The sequence below is a fragment of the Azospira oryzae genome, from assembly GCF_004217225.1.
GTDB lineage: Bacteria > Pseudomonadota > Gammaproteobacteria > Burkholderiales > Rhodocyclaceae > Azospira > Azospira oryzae.
Genome location: NZ_SHKM01000001.1, coordinates 317631 through 343472, shown reverse-complemented (window position 1 = coordinate 343472; position 25842 = coordinate 317631). Strand labels below are relative to the sequence as shown.

Here is a 25842-nt window from a genome sequence, read left to right as displayed (position 1 = left end):
CGTCGTCACGGCGGCTATGGCACACTGAACGGCAGCCCTTTGCCCAAGGAGACTTCCATGCAGGTCGGCGTACCCAAGGAAATCAAGGTCCACGAATACCGGGTCGGCCTGGTGCCGGCCACCGTCCGCGAACTCACCGCCCGGGGCCATCAGGTGCTGGTGGAACAGGGGGCCGGCCAGGGTGTCGGCTACGACGACGGCGCCTATGCCGCCGCCGGTGCCACCATCGTGCCCGATGCGGCTTCTGCCTGGCGTGCCGATCTGGTGGTCAAGGTGAAGGAGCCCCAGCCGGCCGAATTCCCCTACCTGCGCCCGGAACTGACCCTCTTCACCTACCTGCACCTGGCCCCGGACCCGCGCCAGGCCCAGGCCCTGGTGGATTCCGGCTGCACCGCCCTGGCCTACGAGACGGTTACCGACGCCGTCGGCGGCCTGCCCCTGCTGGCGCCCATGTCGGCGGTGGCCGGGCGCATGGCGGTACAGGTCGGCGCCCACTGGCTGGAAAAGGCCCAGGGCGGCCGCGGCGTGCTGCTCGGCGGCGTGCCCGGGGTACCGGCGGCCCACGTGGTGGTGCTCGGTGCCGGCGTCGTCGGCAGCCACGCCACCCGCGTCGCCGTGGGCCTGGGGGCCGAAGTGACGGTGCTCGACCTGTCCCTGTCCAAGCTGGAGGCCCTGGACCGGGAGTACCCGGGCCGGGTGCGCACCGTCGCCGCCACCCGGGAGACCATCGAAGCCTACGCCGTCCGCGCCGACCTCCTGGTGGGCGCCGTGCTGGTGCCCGGCGCCGCCGCGCCGCGTCTGGTAGACCGGGACCTGGTCGGCAAGATGAAGGCGGGCAGCGTCATCGTGGACGTGGCCATCGACCAGGGCGGCTGCGTCGAGACTTCCCGCCCCACCACCCATGCGGACCCCACCTACGTCGTGGACGGGGTCATCCACTACGGCGTCGCCAACATGCCCGGAGCCGTGCCCCGCACCTCGGCCCAGGCCCTCAACAACGCCACCCGTCCCTTCGTCCTGGCCCTGGCCGACAAGGGCTGGCGGCAGGCCACGGCGGACGATCCCCACCTGGCCGCCGGCCTCAACGTCAACGCCGGCCGCATCGTGCACGGGGCGGTGGCCGCCGCCCTGCAGGGCAATCCGGGTTGAGCCCGGCCCTCACCAAGGGGCTATGACCCTGGTCATAGCCCCGGGGAACTAGCCCTTGATCCGCCCCCTCGAAAAGGAGAAAGTCAAACCCATCAACTCCGGTGCGATGCAAGCCATCCGAACCGGCGGATCACTCCCCGAGCTGTAGCGTGCGGCGGCGCCCCCGGCCCCGCATACCGGGCCCCTGGAGGTAGCGGCATGAGCAGTCCAACCGAGGCAGGCAGCGCCACATCCCGGACGCCCCGGGAGCACTCCTTTGCCCCCCCTGATTTCCAGGCCCTCTTCGAATGCATCCCCACCCCCTGCCTGGCCCTGGACCCGGAACTGCGGGTCATCGCCGTCAGCAGCGCCTATACCGAGGCCACCTTGACCCGGCGGGAGGACATGCTGGGGCGGGACATGTTCGACATCTTCCCGGACAACCCGGACGATCCTGCCGCCGACGGCGTGCACAACCTGCGGGCCTCCCTGGAACGGGTGCTGCAGACCGGGCAGCCCGACCTGATGCCGGTGCAGAAATACGATATCCGGCGCCCGCCGGAACAGGGCGGCGGCTTCGAGGTGCGTTACTGGACGCCCATCAACACCCCGGTGCTCGATGCCGAGGGACGGCTGCGCTACATCATCCACAAGGCCGAGGACGTCACCGAGTTCGTCATGCTGCGGGAACAGAAGCTGGAGCAGAGCCGCATCACCGACTCCCTCCGGCAGCAGGCGGAAAAGATGGAGGCGGACATCTACGCCCGCTCCAAGACCATCGCCGAAAACAACCTGCGCCTGCACCAGGCCAACGCCGAGCTGGCCCGGCTCTACGAGAAGACCCGGGAACTGGATGAACTGAAGACCCAGTTCTTCGCCAACATCAGCCACGAACTGCGCACCCCCCTGACCCTGATCCTGGGCCCCGTCGGCAAGCACCTGGCCGACCCGGACCTGGCGCCCGCCCTGCGGCGGGACCTGGAGGTGGTGGAACGCAACGCCCGCATGCTCTACCGGCACGTCAGCGACCTGCTGGACGTGGCCAAGCTGGAAGCCGGGCGCATGGTCATGCACTACACGGAGGGCGACCTGGCGCACCTGACCCGGGTCATCGCCTCCCACTTCGATTCCCTGGCCGAAGGCCGCTGCATCCGCTACGTCGTGACCACGCCGCCGACCCTGACGGCCCAGGTGGATGCGGAAAAGTACCAGCGCATCCTGCTCAACCTTCTTTCCAACGCCTTCAAGTTCGCCGGCGACGGCGGCGCCATCCAGCTGCGCCTGACGGCGGCCGGCGGGCAGGCCCGGATCGAGGTGGAGGACAACGGCCCGGGCATTCCCGAAGCCATGCGGGAGCAGGTGTTCGAGCCCTTCCGCCAGGTGGAGGGCGGCAGCAGCCGCCACCACGGCGGCACCGGCCTGGGCCTGGCCATCGTGCGGGAACTGGCCCAGCTCCATGGCGGCAGCGTCCGAATCGATGCTGCCCCCTCCGGCGGCGCCCTGTTCATCCTGGAACTGCCCCTGCTGGCGCCTCCCGGCACCCAGTTGCAGGCCCAGGGCGAAGCCCTTCCCGGCGACCTCAGCCGCCAGGCCCTGGAAGAACTGCAGCCGCCCCCGGCACTACCGGAACACCGCCAGGGCCGGGCAGATGCGGCCCTGCCCCTGGTGCTGGTGGTGGAAGACAACCCGGACATGAACGCCTTCATCTGCGAGGCCCTGGGCCGGCACTACCGCGTCGCCTCCGCCCGGGACGGCCAGGAAGGCCTGGAAATGGCCTGTCGCCAGACGCCGGACCTGATCGTCAGCGACGTCATGATGCCCCGCCTCAGCGGCGACCGCATGGTCCAGGCCCTGCGCCAGGAGCCGGCCCTGGCCGGGGTGCCGGTGGTGATCCTGACCGCCAAGGCCGACGAGGACCTGCGCATCCGCCTGTTGCAGGACAGCGTGCAGGACTTCCTCAACAAGCCCTTCTCGGTGGAGGAACTGCTGGCCCGGGTGGGCAGCCTCCTCGCCGAACGGCTGCAGGCGGCGGACCTGCTGCGGCAGAGCGAAAAGCGCTTCCGCGCCACCTTTTCCCAGGCCGCCGTGGGCATGGCCCATGTGGCGCCGGACGGGCGCTGGCTGCTGGTAAACCAGCGCCTCTGCGACATTATCGGCTACCCCCGGGAAGAACTGCTGGGCCGCACCTTCCAGGAAATCACCCACCCGGACGACCTCTACAGCGACCTGGAGCAGATGCATCGGCTGCTGGCCGGCGAGATCGACAGCTACGCCATGGAAAAGCGCTACCGTCACCGGGACGGCCACCTGGTGTGGATCAACCTTACCGTCTCCCTGGTGCGGGCGGCGGACGGCAGCCCGGAGTACTTCATCGCCGCCGTGGAGGACATCCAGCGGCGCAAGGAGGCGGAAGGGGAAATCCACCGTCTCAACGCCGACCTGGAGCGGCGGGTGGAAGAGCGCACCGCCGAGCTGCGGGCCGCCAACCGGGAACTGGACAGCTTTGCCCACGCCGTTTCCCACGACCTGCGGGCGCCCCTGCGGGCCATCACCGGCTTCAGCCGGGCCATCATCGAGGACCACGGCACCGCCCTGCCGGCGGAGGCCCGGGAATTCCTCGACCACATCATCGCCTCGGGCCAGCAGATGGGCGCCCTGATCGAGGGTCTGCTGACCCTCTCCCGCAGCAGCCGGGAAGAACTGCGGCGGGACGACATCGACCTCTCCGCCCTGGCCCGGCGCATTCTGGAGGAACTGGCGCGCAGCGAGCCCGGGCACCGGGTGGCCTGGCAGGTGGAAGACGGCCTGGTCGCCCGGGGCGACATCCGCATGATCGAGGTGGTACTGCGCAACCTGCTGGGCAACGCCTGGAAGTACACGGCCCGCACTGCGGCGCCCCTGATCCGGGTGCATGCCCGGCGCCAGGAAAAGCAGATCCAGTTCTGTATCGCGGACAACGGCGCCGGCTTCGACATGGCCCAGGTGGGCAAGCTGTTCCAGCCTTTCCAGCGGCTGCACCGGCAGGACGAATTCCCCGGCATCGGCATCGGCCTGGCCACGGTGCAGCGGGTGGTGCATCGCCACGGCGGCAGCATCGAGGCCCGGGGCGAAGCCGGCCACGGCGCCAGCTTCTGCTTCACCCTGCCCCTGCCGGAAAACGAGCCGGCCCCGCCAGCCCCGTCGCCCCCAGCGGCCCCCGGCTAAGGCGCCGGCACGGCAGCTCAGCGGCCGGAGAGGGCGTGGCCCAGCATGGGGCCCATGCCTGCCATCACGGTCTGGTTGGCCAATTCCATGGCCGCCAGGGCCTGCAGGGATTCCTCGGTGCGGCCGGCGTAGTGCAGCTCCAGGGCCTGGCGGGCCCGCTGGTGCACCGCCCGGTGGGGCGATTCCAGGGCGCTGTAGCCGGGCAGGCGGGCAAAACGGGCCTTCACCTCCGCATCGTAATACCAGCGCCCCAGGCGGCATTCGGTCTCGTCCGGCACCTGCTCCGGGCGCAGGCCGGAGATGCCGAGAAAGACCTTGTACACCTCCAGCTTGAGGCTCAGTTCCTCCAGATTGGCCAGTTCCACATTGGCCAGCAGGGCGGCCCCGTCCACGCTGGCCTCCATGGCGGCGGAAAGGCCCTGCAGGGCTTCCATGCTGCGCATGGCCGCCTCGCTGTCGGCGGCGAAGCGGGCCGCATTGCCGGCACCGGCCTGCATGGCGTCGTGGGCGGCGCCGGTTTCCGTCTGGATGGTGGTGACCAGAGTGCCGATATCCACCGTGGCCCGGGTGGTGCGCTCTGCCAGCTTGCGCACCTCGTCGGCCACCACGGCGAAGCCCCGGCCCGCCTCGCCAGCCCGTGCCGCCTCGATGGCAGCGTTGAGGGCCAGCAGATTGGTCTGGTCGGCAATTTCCTTGATCAGCTGGACGATGCCGCCGATCTCCCCGGCCCGCCGGGCCAGGTCTTCCACCCGCCGGGAGGAGTGGCCCAGGTGCTCCACCAGGGAAGTCAGGTTGCTGGCGATGCGGGCGAAGGACTCCCGGTTGTGCAGGGCCTGGCCCGCGGCCTCGGCGGCGGAGAGCTTGTCCTGGTTGAGGTGGCCGGCGAGGCCGACGAAGGACTGGCTGACCCCGGCCAGGGAGGCGCCGAAGGCATCCAGGCTGCCGAACACCCGGCCCAGGCTCTGGCGTTCCTGCTCCAGGTTTTCCGCCTGCTGCCGCCACTGTCCGGCCTCGGCCTCAAGGCGTTGGATTTCTGCCCGGGCCTGCTCGTCCCGGGCCGCCCACTGCCGCACTTCCTGCTCCAATTGCGCCAGCCGCCGCTGCTTTCTGCCCCACAACATGATGCTCTCCTGAGAATATCCGACAAAATTTGTCGGGATTTAATAGTTGAGCATTTTACTCAGTTATACCCCCGTGCATTTGATCCAGGCTAAAAACTGCTCCGTCCACTTGTTATTCCCACACAGAATAAACAAAAGACTATTAAGTCTTTTTAACGCTTAAGCAGATGGCCTAAAGTTCGGCCATCCGCTCCCAACCAAGGAGAACACCATGACCCGCCGGAACGCCTGCCCGCCTTGTCGAATGTGCCCGACACCATCCGCCAGACCCAGCGTCCGCCCATGGCGCAGCTCATCAAGCACATCACCAGATTCCGGAGAACACCATGCCCCTGACCGACCTCGTCCATTACCTGAACGACCGTAACCGCAGCCAGTACGGCCCCCACCTGAGCCCCGGCGACTCCCTCAGCCTCGCCCACAACCGGGTCACCGGCCGCTTTGCCGGCCTCACCCTGGACAGCGCCTTCCAGCCCATCACCGACGCCCGCAGCGGCCAGGTTTCCGGCCACGAAGCCCTGCTCCGCGCCACCGCTGCCGACGGCAGCCCCCTCGCCCCCGAAGCCGTCTTCGTTTTGCCCACGGACGGGGAGGAAATCGTTTTCCTCGACCGCCTGGCCCGCACCGTGCACGCCCTCAACTACCTGCTGCAGACCAAAAGCAGCGGCGGCGACCTCTACCTGAACATCCATCCGCGGCACCTGCTGGCCATTTCCGGCGACCACGGCCTGGTCTTCGAAGCCATCCTCAAACGCCTGGGCCTGACCCCGGAGCGGGTGGTGCTGGAAATCCTGGAAAGCGCCATCGACGACTCCGGCCGCATCAAGGAGGCGGTGGCCAACTACCGTTCCCGGGGCTACCGCATCGCCATCGACGACTTCGGCCGCCACCATTCCAACTTCGACCGCCTGTGGCAACTGGAGCCGGACGTGGTCAAGCTGGACCGCAGCCTCATCGTCGAGGCCGGCACCAATCCCAAGGCCCGGCGCGTGCTGCCCCGCCTGGTGGAAATCGTGCACGACCTGGAGGCCCGGGTGGTCTTCGAGGGCATCGAGACGGCGGACCAGCTGGCCATCGCCATCGACGCCGGCGCCGACCAGCTGCAGGGCTACTACCTGGCCCGCCCGGCCCGGGAATGCCTGCCCGCCCGCCATGCCCTGCTCGACACCGGCATCGCCACGCCCTTCCCGGCCGCCGCTGGCAGCCCCCCTGCAGCTCCCGGCCCCCACGCGGGCTTCGACCCGTTGCCGGAACATCAGCGGCAGGCCGCCTGAACGCTGCCCCTCGAGTGTCGGCTTGTCCAATATATAGCCAAACGAACTATTTAAATCTTAATTCATTATTTTTCGGTTATTAGCCAGCTTTCCTATAGTGGCACCGTCCATTCACGAATCGAGCCAGGAGCTTCCATGAAAAACACCCGTACCTCCCGCTTCCTCAAGCGCCTGCCCCAGCGTCTGCTGGCGGCCCTGGCGGTGGCTGCCGCTGCAGCCGGCGCCCAGGCCGAGACCCTCAAGGTGGGCCACCTGCCCGTCACCGGCCATGCCAAGTACTTCGTCGCCCAGGAACAGGGCTTCTTCAAGAAGGAAGGCCTGGAGGTGGAACTGGTGGAATTCCAGAACTCCGCCGACGGCATCAGCGCCGTCATCGCCGGCAAGCTGGATGTGGGCACCTTCGGCACCACCGCGCCCCTGCTGTTCTACTCCAAGGGCTCTGACATCAAGATCATCGGCGGCATCATGGGCCAGGACGCGGCCCTGGTGGTCAAGCCCGAGCTGGCCGGCACCATCCGCAGCCTCGCCGACCTCAAGGGCAAGAAGGTCGCCACGGTGCGCCTGGCCTCCGGCGACGCCGTGCTGCGCGGCGCCCTCAAGGACGCCAAGATCAACTGGAAAAGCGACCTGCAGATCTTCGAATTGAAGAACCCGCCCGCCGTCATCGAGGCCGTCAAGTCCGGCCAGGTGGATGCGGGCCTGGTGTGGGGTCCCCATGACCTGCGCGCCGAACAGCAGGGCCTCAAGGTGGTGGTGCGCTCCGGCGACCTCTCCCCCGGCCATCCCTGCTGCCGCGTCATCGTCTCCGGCAACAAGCTGAAGGACGCCGCCACCCTGGAACGCTTCCTGCGCGCCGTGCTGCAGGCCGAGAAGTACGCCGCCGAGCACCGCAAGGAAACCATCGACGCCATCGCCAAGTACATCAAGCTGGATCGGGCCATCCTGGAGAAGGGCTACTACTCCCCCAACCTGGAACAGCGCAGCGACCCCAACGTCAAGGGCGTGGAGAAGTTCTGGCTGTCCATGATCGGTTCCGAGTTCATCGAGGGCAAGCGCCCCCTGGCCCCCATCTTCGAACTCTCCATCTACCAGAAGGCCCTGGAATCCCTGGCCAGGGAAAATCCCAAGGACGCCTTCTACCAGGCCCGCCTCAAGGAATTCAAGGAAAGGGACACCCTGTGAGCAACGCCGCCCAGACCAGCGCCACCGGTCTGGCGGTGGATAACGTCTCCTTCGCCTACGGCGAGGGAGACACCATCCTCCGCCGGGTCGCCCTGGAAGTGCCCGAGGGGCAGTTCCTCACCCTGCTGGGGCCTTCCGGCTCCGGCAAATCCACCCTGCTGCGCCTCATCGCCGGCCTGGAAGCCCCCACCGACGGGCGTCTGGCCTGGCAGGGCGCCACCATCACCGGCCCCGGCATCGACCGGGCCGTGGTCTTCCAGAACTACTCCCTCTTCCCCTGGCTGAAGGTGGAAGACAACGTGGCCCTGGCCGTGGCCAAGGCCCATCCCAAGCTCTCCCGCGCCGAACGCCGCGAGAAGGCCCGGGACTATCTGGGCCGGGTGGGCCTGGCGGACGCCGCCGGCAAGTACCCCTTCCAGCTTTCCGGCGGCATGCAGCAGCGCGCCGCCATCGCCCGGGCCCTGGCCCTGGAAGCGCCGGTGCTGCTGATGGACGAACCCTTCGGCGCCCTCGACCCGATCAACCGGGGCAAGCTGCAGGACCTGCTGCTGGAAGTGTGGCAGAGCACCAGCCCGCGCCGCACCATCGTCTTCGTCACCCACGACGTGGACGAGGCCCTCTACCTGGGAGACCGGGTGGCGGTGCTGGGGGCTTCCCCCGGCCGGGTCCTGGCCCAGATCGAGGTGCCCTTCGAGCGTCCCCGCAACCGGGCCCGCCTCTTCGCCTCCCCGGCCTTCCACGCCCTGCGCGAGGACATCGCCGAACGCCTGGACGCGGACGTGCTGTCCGGCCTGGCGGCGGCGTAAGGCCAACGTACTGAACTGATGTGAAGGAGAAATCCATGTCCGAATCCCTAGCCCTGGAAGGCGAGGCCCTGGCCTCGCCCCTGGTGGACAAGACGCCCCGGCAGGGCCGCTCTGCCCCCCACTCCGGCCTTTTCCCGGCCCTCCTCTCCCGCCTCCCCGCCTGGGAAGCCGTGGCCCTGTGGGCCGTGCTGTTCCTGGCCTGGCAGGGTTCCACCTATTTCATCGACCAGAGCGCCAACCCCCTGTTGCCCGGCCCCCGCATCGTCGCCGAGGCCCTGTGGGAATCCCTGCCGGAACTGTGGAAGGGCACCGTTTCCTCCTTCTTCATCCTGGCGCCGGGCTACCTGCTGGCCGTCGCCGCCGGGATCGCCCTCGGCCTGGTGGCCGGCATCGTGCCGGGGGTCGGCCGCGGCCTGTTCCCCTTCGCCAAGGTGGCGGCGCCCATCCCGCCCACGGTGTACATCCCCTACGCCATCGCCGTGCTGCCCACCTTCCACCTCTCCGCCACCTTCGTCGTCTTCATCGGCGCCTTCTGGCCCGTCTTCCAGAACTCCGCCGCCGGCGCCCTGGCGGTGGAAGGCCGGCACCGGGACAACGCCCGGGTGCTGGGCTTCTCCCGCCTGGAAACCCTGGTGAAGGTGGTCTTTCCCGCCAGCCTGCCCCACATCTTCTCCGGCGCCGCCGTGGGCCTGGGCTTCTCCTTCATCCTGCTCACCGTGGCCGAGCTGTTCGGCGCCAACGCCGGCCTGGGCCGCTTCGTGCAGTACTACGCCGACTTCGCCGACTACCCGCGCATGGTGGCCGGCATCCTCTACACCGGCCTCGTCACCTGGCTGGCCATGACCGGCCTGGACAAGCTGCGCCACAAGGCCCTCTTCTGGGTGCGCTGAGAAAGTCCGCCATGCCGTCACCGTCACGCATCCTGGGCCTGCTGGCCCTCCTCGCTGCCCTGGCCTCCGCTGCGGCGGGCGCCGGGGAAGCCCGCTTCTCCCCACTCTTCACCCGGGAAGCCACGGACCTGCAGGCCGAGGCCCGGGCCGCCCGGGCCGAGGGCAGGAAGCTGGCCGTCGCCTTCACCCTGCCCGACTGCCCCGGCTGTCGGGAGATGGAACGCACGGTCTTCCAGGACCCAGGCGTGACGGCCCGCTTCAGCCGGCATTACCGCAGCGTCAAGGTGGACCTGGCCCGCAGCGAACCCATCCTCGATCTCGCCGGCCGGCGCGGCTCGGCGGGCGACTTCGCACGGCAGCTCGGCGCTTTCGCCACCCCTTCCTTCGCCTTCTTCGACGGCCGGGGCGAATTCCTCTACCGCCATACCGGCACCCTGGCCGCCGCCGATTTCAGCCGCCTCGGCCAGTACGTGGTCAAGGCCGAATACGAGCAATACCCCTTCGCCGGCGCCAGGGCCGCCCAGGCGGCCAACGCGCCCCGGCTGCAGGCCGATGCGCCTGCTGCCGGCCTGCCCCGCCGCCCCGAATTCCGCCTCGCCGACACCGCCGGCAAGGTGCGCCGCCTGGCCGATTTCCGCGGCCGGGCCGTGGCCCTGGCGGTGGGCTACAGCCAGTGCCCCGATGTCTGCCCCACCACCCTGGCCGAACTGAAGGCCGCGGTGGAAGCCCTGCCCGCCGCCCGGCGCCGCCAGGTGCAGGTGCTCTTCGTCACCCTGGACCCGGAGCGGGACCACGCCGCCCTGCTCCGGGAATACGTGGCCGCCTTCGCTCCCCAGGGCGGCCGCCCCTTCCTCGGCCTGTGGGGCGGCGACAGCGCCACCGCCGACCTGATCCGGGAACTGCAGCTGGTGGCCGAACGCCAGCCCTCCGAGAGCATGGGCTACACCCTGGACCACACCGCCGGCGTCTTCCTCTTCGACAAGGCCGGCGTCCTGCGCGGCCTCTCGCCCTACGGCCAGCCGGTCGGCGCCCTCGCCGCCGACCTGGGCCTGCTTGCCGCCGAGCCCAAGCACAGCGACAAAACCATTCAGGTCGCCACCGATCAGCACCTCACGCAAGGGAATCCCCGCCATGTCCATTAACAAACTCCTGCCCCTGGCCGAAGCCGCCCAGCGCTACGCCGGCGACGGCATCCAGTACGCCAGCGGCGCCGGCCTGCCGGTGGGCGCCGACGCAATTGCCTTCGGCCGCGAACTGGTGCGCCAGGGCCGGCGCAACCTGCACGCCCTGTTCCACTGCAACACCCAGCAGCTCAACCTGCTGGCCGCCGCCGGCACGGTGGACAAGGCCGAGGTGGGCTTCTCCGGCCTGGAGGGCTTCGGCTTCGCCAACGGCCTGCGCCGTGTCGTCGAAGAAGGCAAGCTGGCCCTGGAGGACTACTCCAACCTGGCCATGGCCCTGCGCTTTCTCGGCGGCGCCCTCAACTGGCCCTTCGTCCCCGCCACCACCTGTATCGGCTCCGACATCCAGCAGCGCAGTGCCTTCGCCCCCGAGGAATACCCGGCCACGGGCAAGATTCCCGAGATCGCCGACCCCTTCTCCGGCCGCACCCTGGGCGCCTACTCGCCCCTGAAGCCGGACCTGGCGGTGATCCACGTCACCCTGGCCGACCCGGAGGGCAACGCCATCATGATCGGCTCCGAGTGGAGCCGCTTCGAACTCTCCCGGGCTGCCAAGCGCCTGGTGCTGGTGGCCGACCACATCGTGGACACGGACTGCATGCGCCAGTACCCCAACCTGGTGCGCATCCCCGGCCTGATCGTGGACGCCGTGGTGTGGTGGCCCTTCTCCGCCTGGCCCGCCGCCTCCCCCGGCGTGCATGACGTGGACGAAGCCCACATGAAGCTGATGAACGAATGGCTGGCCACGGAAGAAGGCACCTTCCGCTACATTGACCGCTACATCTTTTCCTACCAGACCGTGGATGCCTACCTCAACCTCATCGGCCAGGACGTCATCTCCAAGCTGGAAGACAGCCCCACCCGCTTCCTCCTGGACCCGTTCCGCCAGTGGATCCTGGACCGGGCCAAGGTGGAACAGCTGCAAGCTGAAAATCACATTCTGAAGAGGGCCGCATGAGCCACCGAGCCTGCGTAGCTGCGAGCCACGCGAGGGCGGCCAGCCCACGACGCCACTTCCCTTTGCATACCACTCCCCTGACTGAGAGGGCCGCCTGATGAGCACCGCAACCGCCACCCGCACCGACTCCGCCCCGGAGACCGCCGAACGCAAGGGGCCCCTACGCTACTCCCGCCAGGAAATGATGGCCATCGCCGCCGGCCGGGAAATCAAGGACGGCGAACTGGCCATCTTCGGCGTCGGCCTGTCGCTACTGGCCGGCTACTTCGCCCAGGAACACCACGGCCCCAACATCCGCTCCATGACCGAAGGCGGCATCTACGGCGCCACTCCCATCGGCGGCCTGCCCTGGGGCATCGAATGCAACCGGCTCTCGGCCAACGCCACCAGCTTCACCGGCGGCCTCGACGCCCTGGGCTTCCTCGTCGCCTCCGGCCGGGTGGACGTGGGCCTCATCGGCGCCGCCCAGGTGGACAAGTTCGGCAACGTCAATACGACGGGCATCTGGGACCGCAGCAAGGGCAACGGCCTCGGCGACACCTACACCCCGCCCAAGACCCGCCTCACCGGCGCCGGCGGCGCCAACGACATCGCCAGCGGCGCCAAGCGAACGGTCATCATGGTCACCCACGAGGCCAAGCGCTTCGTCGACAAGGTGGATTACATCTCCTCCCCCGGCTATCTCGAAGGCGGCGACGCCCGGGCCCGCTACGGCTTCGTCGGCGGCGGCCCCTCCGCCATCGTCACCACCCTGGGCATCCTGCGGCCCCATCCGGAAACCAAGGAATTCTGGCTCGACGCCTACTACCCCTTCTCCAGCGTGGACGAAGTGCGGGCCCAGACCGGCTGGGACCTGAAAGTCTTCCGCCACGCCCGCATGATCGCCCCGCCCACCGTGGCCGAGGTCGAAGCGCTGCGGCGGGTGGATGTGACGGGGATGCTGCGGCGGGAGAAGTAGGCCCATAGCGGCAAACCAAAGCCCCCCGGCAGGCAAGGGGCTGGAAACAAAAATGGGCCGGTGTCAAGCCCTTAGCGCAGATCACGCGAGGCCTGAAACCATATACGGAGCAATAGGTTAGCTCTATTTCATCCCGCTTCTAGGGGATGTAGCGCTGTGGGTTGGGAGCCACATAAGAGCCTTGAGAAATCGAGTCACGGCGCGCTATAGCTTAGGACGGCAGCCGAAGAAAGATGGCCTAGTGACCTCGGCAATCATAGCTAATTCCCAAGCTGGCTATGTCACTGAACGATAGGACGAGACGCTCCTACAGCAACTTTGCAGGGTCAGGTCGCCACACAGTGTTGCTGCCGCTGTTGCTCTGAAGACCGTGAGCCGTCTATACCTATCAGAAACATGACCCTCGTCACTTTACTGACGCGTCAAGATGCGTCATAATGCGTCCTGACGATTTTATTGGGCTTCTCATGGGTGATTTCGATTTCGCATCTACTGATGTTTTGCTTGGCATAGACGAGGTGTGCCAAAAGTTGTGCATTTCAAGGTCTACTCTGGAGCGCCTCCGACGGCACCAGTCGAGCAATTCTTTGTTGTCTAGGCGCAGTGTGATGTCAGCAGATGAGTTTTCGGGTCTTCCTCCATTTCCAGAACCAACTATCGTGTTGGGACGTAGTCCTCGCTGGAGTGCAAAGGTTCTGAATGCTTGGCTCGATAGATTCCGTCGTCCTTTTTAACTTTTATGGAGATCCAAATGGACTCATGGTGTCGCCCTGTTCGGGCAAAGACTGGAACAGTCGTTAGCGGTGGTGCTGCACGGAGTGTCCGTATTGCAGCAGCAGGAGGGATGGATGAAATCGTTGATAGGATTGCACGCAATGCTGCACGCGAAGCTTTTGAGCATGCAGAAGCTGCTGTAAGTCAGCGCCGGGCGAGGCCCAGGCTCAGGCTCGTTGCGTGATAGTTCTGACAGGGGCTTCTCACCATTGATGTTTCCCATATCCTTTAGCTAGCGCGCCGTAGTAATACGGCGCGCTTTTTTTATCTGTCTCGCTTTATGGATTTTTTGTATTCCCCGACGCCCCCCCAGAATTGAGTATCGCCTGACTTTAGAGTCCAATCATTCACGATAAGGAGATTGGACATGAAGAAGCGATTCACCGAAGAACAGATCATTGGTTTCCAGCGGGAAGCGGAAGCCGGAATGCCGATAGCTGAGTTGTGCCGCAAGCACGCCTTCTCGGAAGCGAGTTACCACCTCTGGCGCAGCAAGTTCGGTGGCATGAGTGTGTCGGACGCCAAGCGGCTCAAGGAGCTCGAAACGGAAAATACGCGCTTGAAGAAGCTGCTGGCCGAAACGATGCTGGAAAACGAGATTGCCAAGGAAGCCCTGCGAAAAAAGTGGTGAGCGCACCGTCACGACGTGATCTGGTGCGCTACCTGATCGACAAGGGGCTTAGCGAGCGGAGGTCACTTCGCTTCACTGGTACGAGTCCGAGTTCATTCCGTTACCGGCCGGCAACGGATCACAATGCGGCTTTGAAGGAGCAGATCGTCACGCTCGCCCAACGCCATCGGCGCTATGGGGCCGGGATGATCTACTTGAAGCTGCGGCAGGCCGGCATGGTGGTGAATCACAAGCGGGTGGACCGGCTTTACGCCGAGGCTGGCCTGCAAGTGAGAAGGCGAAAGCGGAAAAAGATCCCGGTGTCGGAGCGTCCCCCGTTAGAGCGCCCTTCGGCCGCCAATCAGGTCTGGTCAATGGATTTCGTGTTTGACCGGACGGCGGAAGGACGAGTCATCAAAAGCCTGACCGTGGTCGATGATGCGACGCACGAGGCGGTCGCGATTGTTTCGGAGCGCGCGATCGGTGGCATGCAACTCGCCCGGGCCCTTGATCAGTTGGCCAAGACACGCGGCCTGCCCAAAGCAATCAGGACGGATAACGGCAAGGAGTTCTGTAGTCGGGCCACGCTGACCTGGGCGCATGCTCGCGGCGTTCAGCTCTTCCTCATCGAGCCTGGCAAACCGAATCAGAACGCCTATATCGAATCGTTCAATGGCAGTTTCCGGGATGAATGTCTGCATGAGCACTGGTTCACCAGCCTGCGCAATGCCCAGGCCGTCATCGAAGGCTGGCGCCGTGAATACAACGAGGAGCAACCGAAAAAATCTCTGGGCGGTTTGACGCCTGCGGCTTATGCCAAATCACTCACCCAGAAATCGGGTAAATTACCCCCGGACTCTAAAGCCCTCTGCTACTGAAAACGGGGGAACGTCGATCTTTTCGCCATGATGACTCCTCGGAAAGCCCGGTTTCCAAGAGCCGCATGGGAGCCACGCGAGGGAAAGCCGGGCCAAGTTTCGGAAAGCACCGGCATATGTTGAACTCGCCTAACTGATTGATAAACATGATGTATCGAGCCTTGGCGCAGTCCAGAGAATTGCGGTACTGGAGTCATCATGAAACAAAAAAAGGCGCTGATTCCACGCGGAAATCAGCGCCTTTTCATTACTGCCGCGCCAGGACTCAGGGCCCCGGCTCAGCAACCCCTAACCAGGCCCGGCGGGCTGCCCAGGCTTACAGGGCGCTCTTGAGAATGGTGGCAACCACGTCCCGGGGATAGGTCTCGGCCACACCGAAATGGACCGCGTTGCCCAGCACGTTGTCGATGGTCTTGGGCAGGTCGGCCTCGCTGATGCCCAGCTGGGAAAGGCGGGTGGGGGTGCCGATCTTGTCGAACCACTTTTCCAGGGCGGCGATGCCCTGCTCGACGGTTTCCACGCCGAACACGTACTTGGCGAAGCGCTGGAACTGGACCGGGTTGCGGCTGTGGTACCACTTCATCCAGGCCGGCATGACCACGGAGAGGCCGGCGCCGTGGGGCACGTTGAAAAGGGCCGAGAGGGAGTGCTCGATCATGTGGTTGGGGTAGCTGTAGCCGGAGATGCCTGCATAGAGCAGGCCGTTCAGGGCCTGGGTGGCGGCCCAGGCGAACTCGGCTCGGGCTTCGTAGTTTTCCGGGTCGGCCAGCAGGGTTTCGGTGGTTTCGATCACCGTGTTGATGATGGCCTCCACCAGGCGGGACTGGAAGCGGGGCTCGTCCTTGGCGGTGAAGTAACCCTCGATGGCGTGGGCAATGACGTCCGCCGCCGAATACACCAGGTAGTCCCGGGAGACGGTCTTCATCAGGGCCGGATTGACGATGGAGACCTTGGGATAGGTATGCACGGAGGTGATGGCGAACTTTTCCTGGGTGGCCTCGTTGGTGACCACGGCACCGTTGTTCATCTCGCTGCCGGTGGCGGCCAGGGTGAGGATATCGAACACCGGCAGGGCGGATTCGATATGCCCCTTGCCGATGAAGAGATCCCACACGTCGCCGGCGTAGGGCACGCCGGCGGCAATGGCCTTGGAGCTGTCCAGCACGGAACCGCCGCCGACGCTGAGGATGGCCTCCACCTGATGGTCGCGGGCCAGGGCGATGGCCTCCCGCACCTTGGAAATCACCGGGTTGCTGACGATGCCGCCGCATTCGACGATGGCGATGCCCTGCTCCGCCAGGCTCTTGCTGACCACGGAGAAGAGGCCGTCCCGCTTGATGCGCTCGCTGCCGTAGCAGAGCAGCACCTTCTTGATGCCGTGCTCGGCCAGATGGCGACCGATGGCCTGTTCCTTGTCCTTGCCGAATTCGACTTGGGTGGGATTGAAGAAAGTGAAGTTGTCCATTTGCAAATCCTCCTGAAGGGAATGGGGGGGAAGCGCCAGAAAGTGTCAGAAAGCGCGATGGACGAACTGTAGCGGGGCAACAAACATCCAACTACCGCCAAATAGTTTGTATTATTTACAACCATTCGATGTAAATAACCACGGAAAGCCCCATGGCCGTCAACGAACTGCGCTCCATCGCCACCTTCATCCACACCGTGGAACTGGGCAGCCTGAGCAAGGCCGCGGCGGCCCAGCAGATATCCCCCCAGGCCGCCAGCAAGGCCCTGGGCCAGCTGGAGCAGCACCTGGGGGTGCGGCTCTTTCACCGCACCACCCGCAGCATGTCCCTGACGGAAGAAGGGCAGCGCTTCTTCGAGGCGGCCCGGCCCTCCCTGCTGGGCCTGCAACAGGCCCTGAGCGGCGCCCGGCAGACCCGGGAAGACCTGGCCGGGCCCCTGCGCATCGTCGGCCCCCGCTCGGTTTCCGTGTCGGTCATCGGCCCGGTGATCGAGGAATACTGCCGCCTCTACCCGGAGGTGCAGCCGGACATCCAGCTCGACGACCGGCGCAGCAACTGGGTGGAGGAACGGGTGGACGTGGGCTTTCGCCTGGGCGCGGCACCGGAGGAAGGCCTCATCGCCCGGCCCCTCTTCCCCATGCAGATGGTGATCTGCGCCGCCCCCAGCTACCTGCAGCGGCACGGTGTGCCGCGCAGCCTCAACGATCTGGAGGCCCACCGCTGCAGCGTCTTCCGCCACTCCGAAGACGGCCGCATCATCCCCTGGCGGGTCAAGGTGGGCGATGGAGAGCAGGACCACCCGGTGCGCCCGGCCTTCTGCACCAACGACGAACAACTGGAACTGCACGCCGTGCTGGCCGGCGAGATCATCGCCCAGATCGCCGTGCCCACCGGCGCCGCCCTGATCCGCAGCGGACGCCTGGTGCCCCTGCTGCCGGAACACATGACCGACAGCTACCAGATGTTCATCTACTACGGCAGCCGCCGGGCCCAGCCGGCCCGGGTGCGGCGCTTCATCGACCTGGCGGTGGAACGGCTGGCCAACAGCCGGGAGTTCGTGCTGAGCCGGGAGGAACTGGCCCGGGCGGCGGCGGCAGCACAGTAGGCGAAATCAGCCCAGCCGCCTCACTGGGCTGGAGCGGCCCTTTCTGCAGCCCTTTCTGCGCCCTTGCGCGGCGCCCGCCGAGCTTTACCTGTCATCAGCGACACATCCCCGGGGCCGCCACCCGCCCGCCGGTCAGCACAATTGCATATATTCAAATTAGCAATATAGGCATTTCAAAATAGTATTTTTCATAATAAACACTCCCCCACTAGGCTTGCCTCCATCGCCCGCAACGACGCCCCGCCGTCTGCCGGACATCCACCCAGGAGGAAAAGCGCCATGCCAGTTCAAGCCCTCAGCACCGCCTTCGCCAACGGTGCCGCCCCATCCCGTCACGCCGGCGCCCAGGCGTCATCCGCCCCCGCCCCCAGCGCCACCACCAGCCACCCCATTCTCGAACGGGCCCGGGCCACCGCCCAGGCCCAGGGTACGCCCTACGCCGGCGGCGTCACGCCCAAGGAAGCCTGGGAGCTGTTCTCCAGCGGCGCCGCGGCCCTGGTGGATGTGCGCACCGCCGAAGAGCGCAAGTTCGTCGGCCATGTGCCCGATACCCTGCACGTGGCCTGGGCCACCGGCACGGCGCTGAACCGCAACCCCCGCTTCGTCAAGGAGCTGGAAGCCAAGGTGAAAAAGGACCAGCCGGTGCTGCTGCTCTGTCGCAGCGGCAAGCGCTCGGCCCTGGCCGCCGAGGCCGCCGCCAAGGCGGGCTTCACCCAGGTCTACAACATCCTCGAAGGCTTCGAGGGCGACCTGGACGAGCAGCAGCAGCGCGGCGCCCTGGGCGGCTGGCGCCACGCCGCCCTGCCCTGGGTGCAGGACTGAACATGGCCGCCCCCACCTACGGCTGCGGCCAGTCCCAGGGCCCCCAGGGCCAGCGCCCGGGCGCCAAGTGGGACCTGGGCCGCATCGTCGCCGAACTGCGGGCCGAGCGGGAGCGCTGGCGCGAACGCCAGCAGCGCCACAAGGACGTGGGCGGCCGGGAGCTGCCCTCCCGGGAGGTGCTGCAGGAGATCGTCACCCAGCTGCAGGGCGCCCTCTTCCCCATGCGCCTGGGCCCGGCCCAGCTGCACCAGGAAACCGAGGACTACTACATCGGCTACACCCTGGACGCGGCCCTGGAAGCCCTGCTCGGGCAGGTGCGGCTGGAGCTGTGCTACGCCGCCCGCCACCAGCCGGCCGCCGACGGCGCCGTGGAAGAGCGGGCCGTGCATATCGTGCGCAGCTTTGCCGAAGCCCTGCCCCAGGTCCGCGCCCTGCTCGACACCGACGTGGAAGCGGCCTACAGCGGCGACCCGGCGGCCCGCAGCGTCGATGAGGTGCTGCTCTGCTACCCGGGCGTGGTGGCCATGATCCACCACCGCCTGGCCCACCAGCTCTATCGCCTGGGCGTGCCCCTGCTGGCCCGCATCGTCGCCGAGCTGGCCCACGCCGAAACGGGCATCGACATCCACCCGGGGGCCGCCATCGGCGCCGGCTTCTTCATCGACCACGGCACCGGGGTGGTCATCGGCGAGACCGCCGTCATCGGCCAGCGGGTGCGCCTGTATCAGGCCGTGACCCTGGGCGCCAAGCGCTTCGCCACGGACGAGGCGGGCAACCTGGAGAAGGGGCAGCCGCGCCACCCCATCGTCGAGGACGACGTGGTGATCTACGCCGGCGCCACCATCCTGGGCCGCATCACCATCGGCAAGGGCAGCAGCATCGGCGGCAACGTCTGGCTCACCCACAGCGTGCCCCCGGGCAGCCACGTGACCCAGGCCGACTCTCAACACTCCCAGCATTCGCAGCACTCCCTGCCGCCGCCGACCCCGCTCAAGGCCGCCGCAGCCTGATTCCTTTTTTCAAACCACCGCTCCATCACAACTCAAGCAAGGAGAGTCATCCATGACCGAAGTCGTCCATCCGGAAGGCGCCCAGGCCCTCGGCGACAATGCCGCGCGGCAACTGGCGAATGCCACCAAGACCGTACCCCAGCTATCCACCATCACCCCGCGCTGGCTGGTGCACCTGCTGCAGTGGCTGCCTGTGGAAGCCGGCATCTACCGCCTCAACAAGGTCATCAACCCCCGGGACGTGCGCGTCGCCTGCTCCCAGCGGGATGAATCCGAACTGCCCCAGACCTTCGTCGATTACGACGCCCAGCCCCGGGAATACTTCCTCAACGCCGTCACCACCATCCTGGATGTGCACACCCGGGTTTCCGACCTCTACAGCAGCCCCCACGACCAGATCAAGGAACAGCTGCGCCTGACCATCGAGACCATCAAGGAACGTCAGGAATCCGAACTCATCAACAACCCGGACTACGGCCTGCTGGCCAATGTGGACGACGCCCAGCGCATCTCCACCCTCACCGGCGCCCCCACTCCGGACGATCTGGACGATCTCTTGACCCGCGTGTGGAAGGAACCCGCCTTCTTCCTCACCCACCCCCTGGCCATCGCCGCCTTCGGCCGCGAGTGCACCCGCCGCGGCGTGCCGCCCCCCACCGTTTCCCTCTTCGGCTCCCAGTTCCTCACCTGGCGCGGCATTCCCCTGATCCCTTCCGACAAGGTGCCCATCGAGGACGGCAAGACCAAGATCATCCTGCTGCGCACCGGCGAAAAGCGCCAGGGCGTGGTCGGCCTGTTCCAGCCCGGCCTGGCCGGCGAACAGAGCCCGGGGCTGTCGGTGCGCTTCATGGGCATCAACCGCAACGCCATCGCCTCCTACCTGATTTCGCTCTATTGCTCCCTGGCCGTGCTGACCGAAGATGCCCTGGCCGTGCTCGATGACGTGGAGATCGGCAAGTACCATGACTACCCCGACACCTACAAGTAACCCGCCGGAAGGCCTGGCCGGGCTGCTGCCGGCGGGCTTGCCCAACGAGGCCACCCTGGCCCGGCTGGCGAGCGAGTTCTTCGCCGCCCTGCCGGGCAATCCGGGGCCGGTGGAAACACCGGCGCCGGTCGGCAACGTGGCTCCCCAGTCCCATGAGCCGGTGATCGCCCTGGGCCAGCGGGCGCCTTCCCTGGCGCCGGCGGCAAGCAGCCAGAACGGTGCGCCAGACTCGGCTGTGGAAGCCATTCCCGGGGCAGGCAAGCCTGGGAGCGCCGCCCTGGGCGTGCCCCAGGCCTATGCCCCCGCCCTGCCCCAGTCCGCCTCCTCCGCAGCGCCGGTATTCGCGCCCGCCACGCCCTATTACTTCCTGGGCGAAGGCAGCGCTTACCCTGCCCACCTGCCCAAGGAGAACGAGATCGTGGTGCCGCGGGACGACCGCGTCACGGCCCAGTCCTTCGGCCTGCCCGGCGCGGAAGAGCTGAAGGCCCTGCTGGCTGACAACAAGGCGCCCCGGGAAAGTAAAGGCAGCATTCCCGCCGCCGTGCCCAGCCGCAGTTCCTCCTTCTACTTCCTCGACCCGGTGGGGGCCGATGCGGCCCAGGCCGAGCCCCCGGTGCAGCCCCTGGCCCACCCGCCCCTGGACGTCAACGCCATCCGCCGCGACTTCCCGATCCTGGCGGAACGGGTGAACGGCAAGCCCCTGGTGTGGTTCGACAACGCCGCCACCACCCACAAGCCCCAGGCGGTGATCGACCGGCTGGCCTGGTTCTACGCCCACGAAAACTCCAACATCCACCGCGCCGCCCACGAACTGGCGGCAAGGGCCACGGATGCCTACGAGTCGGCGCGGAACAAGGTGGCGCGCTTCATCGGCGCCGGCTCTGCCAACGAAATCATTTTCGTGCGCGGCGCCACCGAGGCCATCAACCTGGTGGCCCAGAGCTGGGGGCGCCAGAACATCGGCGCCGGCGATGAAATCGTGGTCTCGATTCTCGAGCACCACGCCAACATCGTCCCCTGGCAGCAGCTGGCGGCCGAGAAGGGCGCCAAGATTCGCGTCATTCCGGTGGACGACGACGGCCAGATCCGCCTCGACGAGTACCAGAAACTGCTCAACGAGAAGACCAAGCTGGTGGCCATCACCCAGGTTTCCAACGCCCTGGGCACCATCACCCCGGTCAAGGAAATCGTGGACCTGGCCCACCGGGCCGGCGCCAAGGTGCTGGTGGACGGGGCCCAATCCGTCTCCCACCTGCGGGTCAATGTGCAGGCCCTGGATGCGGACTGGTTCGTCTTTTCCGGCCACAAGGTCTTCGCCCCCACGGGCATCGGCGCGGTCTATGGCAAGGCCGCCATCCTGGAAGCCACCCAGCCCTGGCAGGGCGGCGGCAACATGATTGCCGACGTCACCTTCGAGCGGACCCTGTACCAACCGGCACCCAACAAGTTCGAAGCCGGCACCGGCAACATCGCCGACGCCGTAGGCCTGGGCGCCGCCCTGGACTACGTGGAACGCATCGGCCTGGAAAACATCGCCCGCTACGAGCACGCCCTGCTGGAATACGCCACCCATGGGCTACGCACCGTGCCCGGCCTGCGCATCATCGGCACGGCAAGGGACAAGGCCAGCGTCGCCTCCTTCGTGCTGGAAGGCTTCAAGACCGAGGAAGTGGGCAAGGCCCTCAACCAGGAAGGCATCGCCGTGCGCTCCGGACACCACTGCGCCCAACCCATCCTGCGCCGCTTCGGCCTGGAAGCCACGGTGCGTCCGTCGCTAGCCTTCTACAACACCTGCCAGGAAGTGGATCACCTGGTGGCGACGTTGAAGCGGCTAAAGGGAGGGAGGAGTACGACGGTGTTGGGGTGAAGCTCAAGCGCCGCTGCAAACAAAAACGCCGCCCCAATTCCCTGGGCGGCGTTTTCATGGGGGAACCGGCAAAACACCCCGGGGGCGGCATGGGCCAATAATCGAGTTGCGGCGCAGTCAGTCGCGCACAGGTCCACCCAGCGCCGTATCAGTGACTACTCGCTGCTGCCCCAGACCCGGTTGATAGTGGCCTTGATCTTTGCTTCGAAGCACCCAATCAGTTCCTTGTTGGCATTGACCAGGGCTTGCTCGGCTTGGATTTCGGCAACGATGGCGCGTTGGGTTTCGAGGTCGGGAAGAGGGATGGGAATTCTTTCCACGATCCCTTGATTTATCTTCGGCATACTCCCTGCCGCACCCACAGCGTTTCGAGTTATATAGTTGCGTACGCTTGGGCTCTGCAATTGGTGCAGGAGGTAATGGCTCAGAATTTTTGTTTCGTCCGCCCTCACTCTGATCATGAGGTCAGGGTATATATAATTCACTTCATTGACGTCAAAGATTGCCGCCGTGCCAACCAACTCCGCGGTATTTCCACGCTGAAGATAGATATCACCCTGGCGACACCTGCACGCTGCATCATTGGGAATATCTTCGTCCAGATACTTGGTCCGGGATATATCCAATACTCCGCTTGTAGTCGCACTCAATGACAAAACCTTAGTTGAGGTTTCGTAATCAACAGGTTTTCCGGAATAGCCATTCTTCGGCTTACCTTCAATGATCTCGCCTAGCGCTACAACCGGCCAATCCGGCTGCACATTGATTCGGGGCCGGTAGTTCTCCACCACCTGCCGAGCGCCGTCGATGATCTTCTGGTAGCCCTCGATTTCCGCGACGATTTCCTGCTGGATGGCGAGGGGCGGGAGTGGAAGCAGTTTTCTCTTTAGGTCCGTGAAGTGCCTTTTGTAACCATCCGTTGCGAGAGGATTTGCTTTCAAGGAGTAATACAGAAACTCTGGAAGCAGTTGGTTATTTGTCTCTAGGATTTTTATCCCGTCAGCACCTTGTGCGAAGGGCTGTTTTATCAGTTTCACCGCACAAGTGTGATCACCAAAAATGACCAAGGGTTTGGCCGGGCGGATAACGGCGAACTCGTCGTTAGTCCAGCCTGCGATTTCTTGTTGAGATTGGTCAATTATCGGGTAGCGACCGGCAGCGGAATACGATTCCTTTTGTAGTTTGAGGGGAGGCGTAATCGTGCTAACAACGTCGCCAATTTGCACGATTTCATAGGCGGCTTGTATGTCAGGACTGTTCCGATAGCGATCAGCACTTAGGTTCCATTCACCGCTCGCACCGATCTGCACCCGCGCCACCTTGTGTGCCATCTGAGCACTATCGAATCCTGCAGCATCGGCAAAGAATTTCCTTAGTTGCTTCACAGCATCTGGCAGGTCGCTCCCGGTAATTGCCCGCCGTTGCGCCCCGAGATTAAAGCCATCGTTCTCCACCTTGACGAACAGCACCGAATCGCAGTTTTTGGCCAGGCGCTTGTCGAGGATCAGGATCGAGGTCTTGACCCCCGAATAGGGATTGAAGACCCCCGCCGGCAGCGATACCACGGCCACCAGGGAGGTCTTGACCAGCATTTCGCGCAGCTTCTTGTAGGCGGTGCCGCTCTGGAAAATGATGCCCTCGGGCACGACGATGGCGGCCCGGCCCTGGGGGCTGAGGTGCTCGGCGATGTAGTCCACGAACAGCACTTCCGAGCGGGTGGCCTGCACCGAAAAGCGCTTGTGGGGCTTGATGCCGCCCTTGGGCGACATGAAGGGCGGGTTGGCCAGGATGATGTCGGCCGTCTCGTTCCAGCGTTCTTCGCTGGTCAGGGTGTCGTATTCGACGATGTGGGGGTCGGTGAAGCCGTGCAGGTACAGATTGACCAGGGACAGGCGCACCATGTCGGGGGAGATGTCGTAGCCGTGGATGTTGGCCACCAGGGTGGCCCGCTCTTCCGGCGTCAGCAGGTCGCCGGTACGGGTTTTGGTGTTCTGCCGGAGGATGTGCTTCCACGCCGAAATGAGGAAACCGGCGGTGCCGCAGGCGGGGTCGAGGACGCTTTCGTTTTTCTTGGGGTCGATGATCTCGACCATGAAGTCGATGATGTGGCGCGGGGTGCGGAACTGGCCGGCATCGCCCTGGCTGCCAAGCACGGAGAGCAGGTATTCGAAGGCGTCGCCCAGACGTTCGGAATGGTCGTAGGTGAAACCGTCGATTTCCTTGAGGAAGGCGCGCAGGGTTTCCGGGTCCCGGTAAGGCAGATAGGCGTTCTTGAAGATGTCACGGAACAGGGCCGGGATGCCGGGGTTCTCGTTCATCTTGCCGATGGCTTCGGAATAGAGGGCCAGCACGTCGAAACCGCCCATATTGGGGGCCATCAGTCGGGCCCAGCCGTACTTGGCGTATTCGCCGGCAAAGAAGCTGCGCTTGCCGCCCAGTTCTTCGGCCTCGGCGTCCATGTCGTCCATGAACTTGTAGATCAACGCGATGGTGATCTGTTCGACCTGGGATTTGGGGTCCGGCACTTTGCCGACGAGAATGTCGCGGCAGGAATCGATACGGCGTTTGGTGTCGCTGTCGAGCATGGGGTTTATTCGTTTTCGCTAAGCAGGTCGGCGCGATGGCGTTGCAGCCATTGCCGGGTGTGGGTGAGCAGTGCTTCGGCCTGGGCTAGGCATTCCCGGACGGCGGCGTCGGTGACGGGGTCGCCTTCGTAGTCGTTAAGGTTGCGCTGCTTGCGCAGGGCATCGAGAACGATGACCGTATCTGCAGCCGTGCCCAGGGTCTTGGGCAGGGCTTGCAGGGCGGTCTGATGGTGGCCGGGCTGGCTGGTGGCGGTGCGATAGCCATTGGCCCACAGGCCGACCATGGCGCATTGCATGATGGTCTTGTAGGCGGCGTCGAAGCGGTTGTCGTTGCTGAGTTTGCTCAGGCGGGCATCGGCCAGGTTGCGCTCGGCCGATGCCAGCAGGCGCAGGACGCCGTCCGGCGTCGCTTCAAACGCCTGCAGGCGATGAATCGCCAGCAAATTTTCCAAGGTCATGGACGGTGCCGATCACGAAGAGTTTGGGGTTGGCGAGAATGTTCCAGACGAAGCCATCCTTGGCTGCGACGCGCTGGGCAAACTCGGCGGCGGTATAGAGCACCGGGTTGATCTCCCGTTGCAGGATGGACTGGGCGGGGTGCAAGGCTTTGATGGCGTCGCCAAAACTGCAGTCGGCGATCAGCAGCAGATCGACGTCGCTGCGGGCGTTTTCATCGCCCCGGGCTAAGGAACCGAAGACCATGGCCAGTTGCGGCGGGGGCTGGAGCTGCCTCAGGGCCTCGGCCAGCACGCCGACCAGGCCGCTGGTCTTGCGGAACAGGCCCGCCAGTTCGGCGAAAACCGGGCACTCCCGGTTGGCCTGGTAGCGCACCTGATTGCCCTGCTTTTCCCGTTGTAACAGGCCGACTTCGGCCAGCCGGGCCAATTCCTTGTGCAGGGTGCCCGGCGTGGTTCCGGTCAGGCGGGCCAGTTCGCGGACGTGGTAGCTGCTCTCGGGATGCAAGAGCAACTGGGCCAGCGCTCGCTGCCGGTAGGTGCCAAATAGAAGATCAAGCAGCACGGGAATGCCAATGTA

Annotated in this window: 20 protein-coding genes; 15 read left to right on the top strand and 5 right to left on the bottom strand. The window is 65.7% G+C overall.

What is annotated here, in order from left to right; translation table 11 throughout:
• The first annotated feature begins 57 nt into the window (after nt 1-57).
• Both ald and EV678_RS01580 read left to right on the top strand, forming a co-directional pair.
• Complete coding sequence (gene ald, locus EV678_RS01585; protein WP_014237190.1) at nt 58-1149, top strand: alanine dehydrogenase; 1092 nt, start codon at nt 58-60, stop codon at nt 1147-1149.
• Nucleotides 1150-1347: 198 nt separating this feature from the next.
• Entirely contained in the window at nt 1348-4332 is a 2985-nt protein-coding gene (locus tag EV678_RS01580) for an ATP-binding protein (RefSeq protein ID WP_130458272.1), read from the top strand.
• Between the two features lie 17 nt (nt 4333-4349).
• On the opposite strand, the gene EV678_RS16535 is transcribed toward EV678_RS01580, so the two are convergent.
• Nucleotides 4350-5453, bottom strand: a complete 1104-nt coding sequence (locus EV678_RS16535; RefSeq protein WP_130458271.1) for a methyl-accepting chemotaxis protein — start codon at nt 5451-5453, stop codon at nt 4350-4352.
• A gap of 326 nt (nt 5454-5779) precedes the next feature.
• On the opposite strand from EV678_RS16535, the gene EV678_RS01570 reads away from it, so the two are divergent.
• The 8 genes from EV678_RS01570 to EV678_RS01535 all read left to right on the top strand — a co-directional run bounded on the left by EV678_RS01570 (nt 5780) and on the right by EV678_RS01535 (nt 14964).
• Nucleotides 5780-6727, top strand: a complete 948-nt coding sequence (locus EV678_RS01570) for an EAL domain-containing protein (RefSeq protein ID WP_014237187.1) — start codon at nt 5780-5782, stop codon at nt 6725-6727.
• A gap of 135 nt (nt 6728-6862) precedes the next feature.
• Nucleotides 6863-7909, top strand: a complete 1047-nt coding sequence (locus tag EV678_RS01565; RefSeq protein WP_130458270.1) for an ABC transporter substrate-binding protein — start codon at nt 6863-6865, stop codon at nt 7907-7909.
• A complete protein-coding gene (locus tag EV678_RS01560; protein ID WP_014237185.1) occupies nt 7906-8715 on the top strand; it encodes an ABC transporter ATP-binding protein in 810 nt (269 codons plus the stop codon). Before EV678_RS01565 ends, EV678_RS01560 begins: the two co-directional genes overlap by 4 nt.
• A gap of 35 nt (nt 8716-8750) precedes the next feature.
• Nucleotides 8751-9605 carry an ABC transporter permease gene (locus EV678_RS01555; protein ID WP_130458269.1) on the top strand — a complete coding sequence of 285 codons (855 nt, stop codon included), beginning with the start codon at nt 8751-8753 and terminating at the stop codon, nt 9603-9605.
• 11 nt (nt 9606-9616) lie between these two features.
• Nucleotides 9617-10747, top strand: a complete 1131-nt coding sequence (locus EV678_RS01550) for an SCO family protein (protein ID WP_130458268.1) — start codon at nt 9617-9619, stop codon at nt 10745-10747.
• A complete protein-coding gene (locus tag EV678_RS01545) occupies nt 10737-11744 on the top strand; it encodes a CoA transferase subunit A (RefSeq protein ID WP_130458267.1) in 1008 nt (335 codons plus the stop codon). Before EV678_RS01550 ends, EV678_RS01545 begins: the two co-directional genes overlap by 11 nt.
• Before the next feature lie 97 nt (nt 11745-11841).
• The gene (locus EV678_RS01540) at nt 11842-12702 is read left to right on the top strand and encodes a CoA-transferase subunit beta (RefSeq protein ID WP_207222142.1); all 861 of its coding nucleotides are present in this window, start codon (nt 11842-11844) and stop codon (nt 12700-12702) included.
• 1141 nt (nt 12703-13843) lie between these two features.
• Nucleotides 13844-14964, top strand: a protein-coding gene (locus EV678_RS01535; RefSeq protein ID WP_130458266.1) for an IS3 family transposase whose coding sequence is annotated in 2 segments (ribosomal slippage) — nt 13844-14096 and nt 14096-14964 — 1122 coding nt in all. Because the reading frame shifts where the segments join, the coding sequence is not laid out codon by codon here.
• A 316-nt stretch (nt 14965-15280) separates the two neighbouring features.
• Here EV678_RS01535 and EV678_RS01530 read toward each other — a convergent pair.
• Nucleotides 15281-16429 (bottom strand): iron-containing alcohol dehydrogenase, encoded by a 1149-nt coding sequence (locus EV678_RS01530; RefSeq protein ID WP_130458265.1) that lies wholly within the window; start codon nt 16427-16429, stop codon nt 15281-15283.
• A gap of 152 nt (nt 16430-16581) precedes the next feature.
• Here EV678_RS01530 and EV678_RS01525 point away from each other — a divergent pair, with 152 nt between their 5' ends.
• The 5 genes from EV678_RS01525 to EV678_RS01505 all read left to right on the top strand — a co-directional run bounded on the left by EV678_RS01525 (nt 16582) and on the right by EV678_RS01505 (nt 22222).
• On the top strand, nt 16582-17535 hold the full coding sequence (locus EV678_RS01525; RefSeq protein WP_207222140.1) for a LysR family transcriptional regulator: 954 nt from the start codon (nt 16582-16584) through the stop codon (nt 17533-17535).
• 279 nt (nt 17536-17814) lie between these two features.
• Nucleotides 17815-18357: a rhodanese-like domain-containing protein gene (locus tag EV678_RS01520; RefSeq protein WP_130458264.1), complete on the top strand. Its 543-nt coding sequence runs from the start codon at nt 17815-17817 to the stop codon at nt 18355-18357.
• 2 nt (nt 18358-18359) lie between these two features.
• Entirely contained in the window at nt 18360-19367 is a 1008-nt protein-coding gene (gene epsC / locus EV678_RS01515; protein ID WP_207222138.1) for a serine O-acetyltransferase EpsC, read from the top strand.
• Nucleotides 19368-19419: 52 nt separating this feature from the next.
• Nucleotides 19420-20355, top strand: a complete 936-nt coding sequence (locus EV678_RS01510) for a family 2A encapsulin nanocompartment shell protein (RefSeq protein WP_130458263.1) — start codon at nt 19420-19422, stop codon at nt 20353-20355.
• On the top strand, nt 20330-22222 hold the full coding sequence (locus EV678_RS01505; RefSeq protein WP_130458262.1) for a family 2A encapsulin nanocompartment cargo protein cysteine desulfurase: 1893 nt from the start codon (nt 20330-20332) through the stop codon (nt 22220-22222). Before EV678_RS01510 ends, EV678_RS01505 begins: the two co-directional genes overlap by 26 nt.
• Before the next feature lie 155 nt (nt 22223-22377).
• On the opposite strand, the gene EV678_RS01500 is transcribed toward EV678_RS01505, so the two are convergent.
• From EV678_RS01500 to EV678_RS01490, 3 genes are read right to left on the bottom strand one after another with little or no spacing between them, the layout of a single operon-like run.
• The gene (locus tag EV678_RS01500) at nt 22378-24807 is read right to left on the bottom strand and encodes an N-6 DNA methylase (RefSeq protein ID WP_130458261.1); all 2430 of its coding nucleotides are present in this window, start codon (nt 24805-24807) and stop codon (nt 22378-22380) included.
• 5 nt (nt 24808-24812) lie between these two features.
• On the bottom strand, nt 24813-25265 hold the full coding sequence (locus EV678_RS01495) for a DNA-binding protein (RefSeq protein WP_130458260.1): 453 nt from the start codon (nt 25263-25265) through the stop codon (nt 24813-24815).
• Entirely contained in the window at nt 25219-25827 is a 609-nt protein-coding gene (locus EV678_RS01490; RefSeq protein WP_207222136.1) for a nucleotidyltransferase domain-containing protein, read from the bottom strand. Before EV678_RS01490 ends, EV678_RS01495 begins: the two co-directional genes overlap by 47 nt.
• Nucleotides 25828-25842 lie beyond the last annotated feature (15 nt).

Coding starts and splice junctions, on each gene's coding strand:
- EV678_RS01545 (WP_130458267.1), top strand. CDS start 10,737: ATGTCCATTAACAAACTCCTGCCCCTGGCCGAAGCCGCCCAGCGCTAC.
- EV678_RS01570 (WP_014237187.1), top strand. CDS start 5,780: ATGCCCCTGACCGACCTCGTCCATTACCTGAACGACCGTAACCGCAGC.
- EV678_RS01510 (WP_130458263.1), top strand. CDS start 19,420: ATGACCGAAGTCGTCCATCCGGAAGGCGCCCAGGCCCTCGGCGACAAT.
- EV678_RS16535 (WP_130458271.1), bottom strand. CDS start 5,453: ATGTTGTGGGGCAGAAAGCAGCGGCGGCTGGCGCAATTGGAGCAGGAA.
- EV678_RS01540 (WP_207222142.1), top strand. CDS start 11,842: ATGAGCACCGCAACCGCCACCCGCACCGACTCCGCCCCGGAGACCGCC.
- EV678_RS01525 (WP_207222140.1), top strand. CDS start 16,582: ATGGCCGTCAACGAACTGCGCTCCATCGCCACCTTCATCCACACCGTG.
- EV678_RS01520 (WP_130458264.1), top strand. CDS start 17,815: ATGCCAGTTCAAGCCCTCAGCACCGCCTTCGCCAACGGTGCCGCCCCA.
- epsC (WP_207222138.1), top strand. CDS start 18,360: ATGGCCGCCCCCACCTACGGCTGCGGCCAGTCCCAGGGCCCCCAGGGC.
- EV678_RS01580 (WP_130458272.1), top strand. CDS start 1,348: ATGAGCAGTCCAACCGAGGCAGGCAGCGCCACATCCCGGACGCCCCGG.
- EV678_RS01550 (WP_130458268.1), top strand. CDS start 9,617: ATGCCGTCACCGTCACGCATCCTGGGCCTGCTGGCCCTCCTCGCTGCC.
- ald (WP_014237190.1), top strand. CDS start 58: ATGCAGGTCGGCGTACCCAAGGAAATCAAGGTCCACGAATACCGGGTC.
- EV678_RS01505 (WP_130458262.1), top strand. CDS start 20,330: ATGACTACCCCGACACCTACAAGTAACCCGCCGGAAGGCCTGGCCGGG.
- EV678_RS01495 (WP_130458260.1), bottom strand. CDS start 25,265: ATGACCTTGGAAAATTTGCTGGCGATTCATCGCCTGCAGGCGTTTGAA.
- EV678_RS01555 (WP_130458269.1), top strand. CDS start 8,751: ATGTCCGAATCCCTAGCCCTGGAAGGCGAGGCCCTGGCCTCGCCCCTG.
- EV678_RS01500 (WP_130458261.1), bottom strand. CDS start 24,807: ATGCTCGACAGCGACACCAAACGCCGTATCGATTCCTGCCGCGACATT.
- EV678_RS01565 (WP_130458270.1), top strand. CDS start 6,863: ATGAAAAACACCCGTACCTCCCGCTTCCTCAAGCGCCTGCCCCAGCGT.
- EV678_RS01530 (WP_130458265.1), bottom strand. CDS start 16,429: ATGGACAACTTCACTTTCTTCAATCCCACCCAAGTCGAATTCGGCAAG.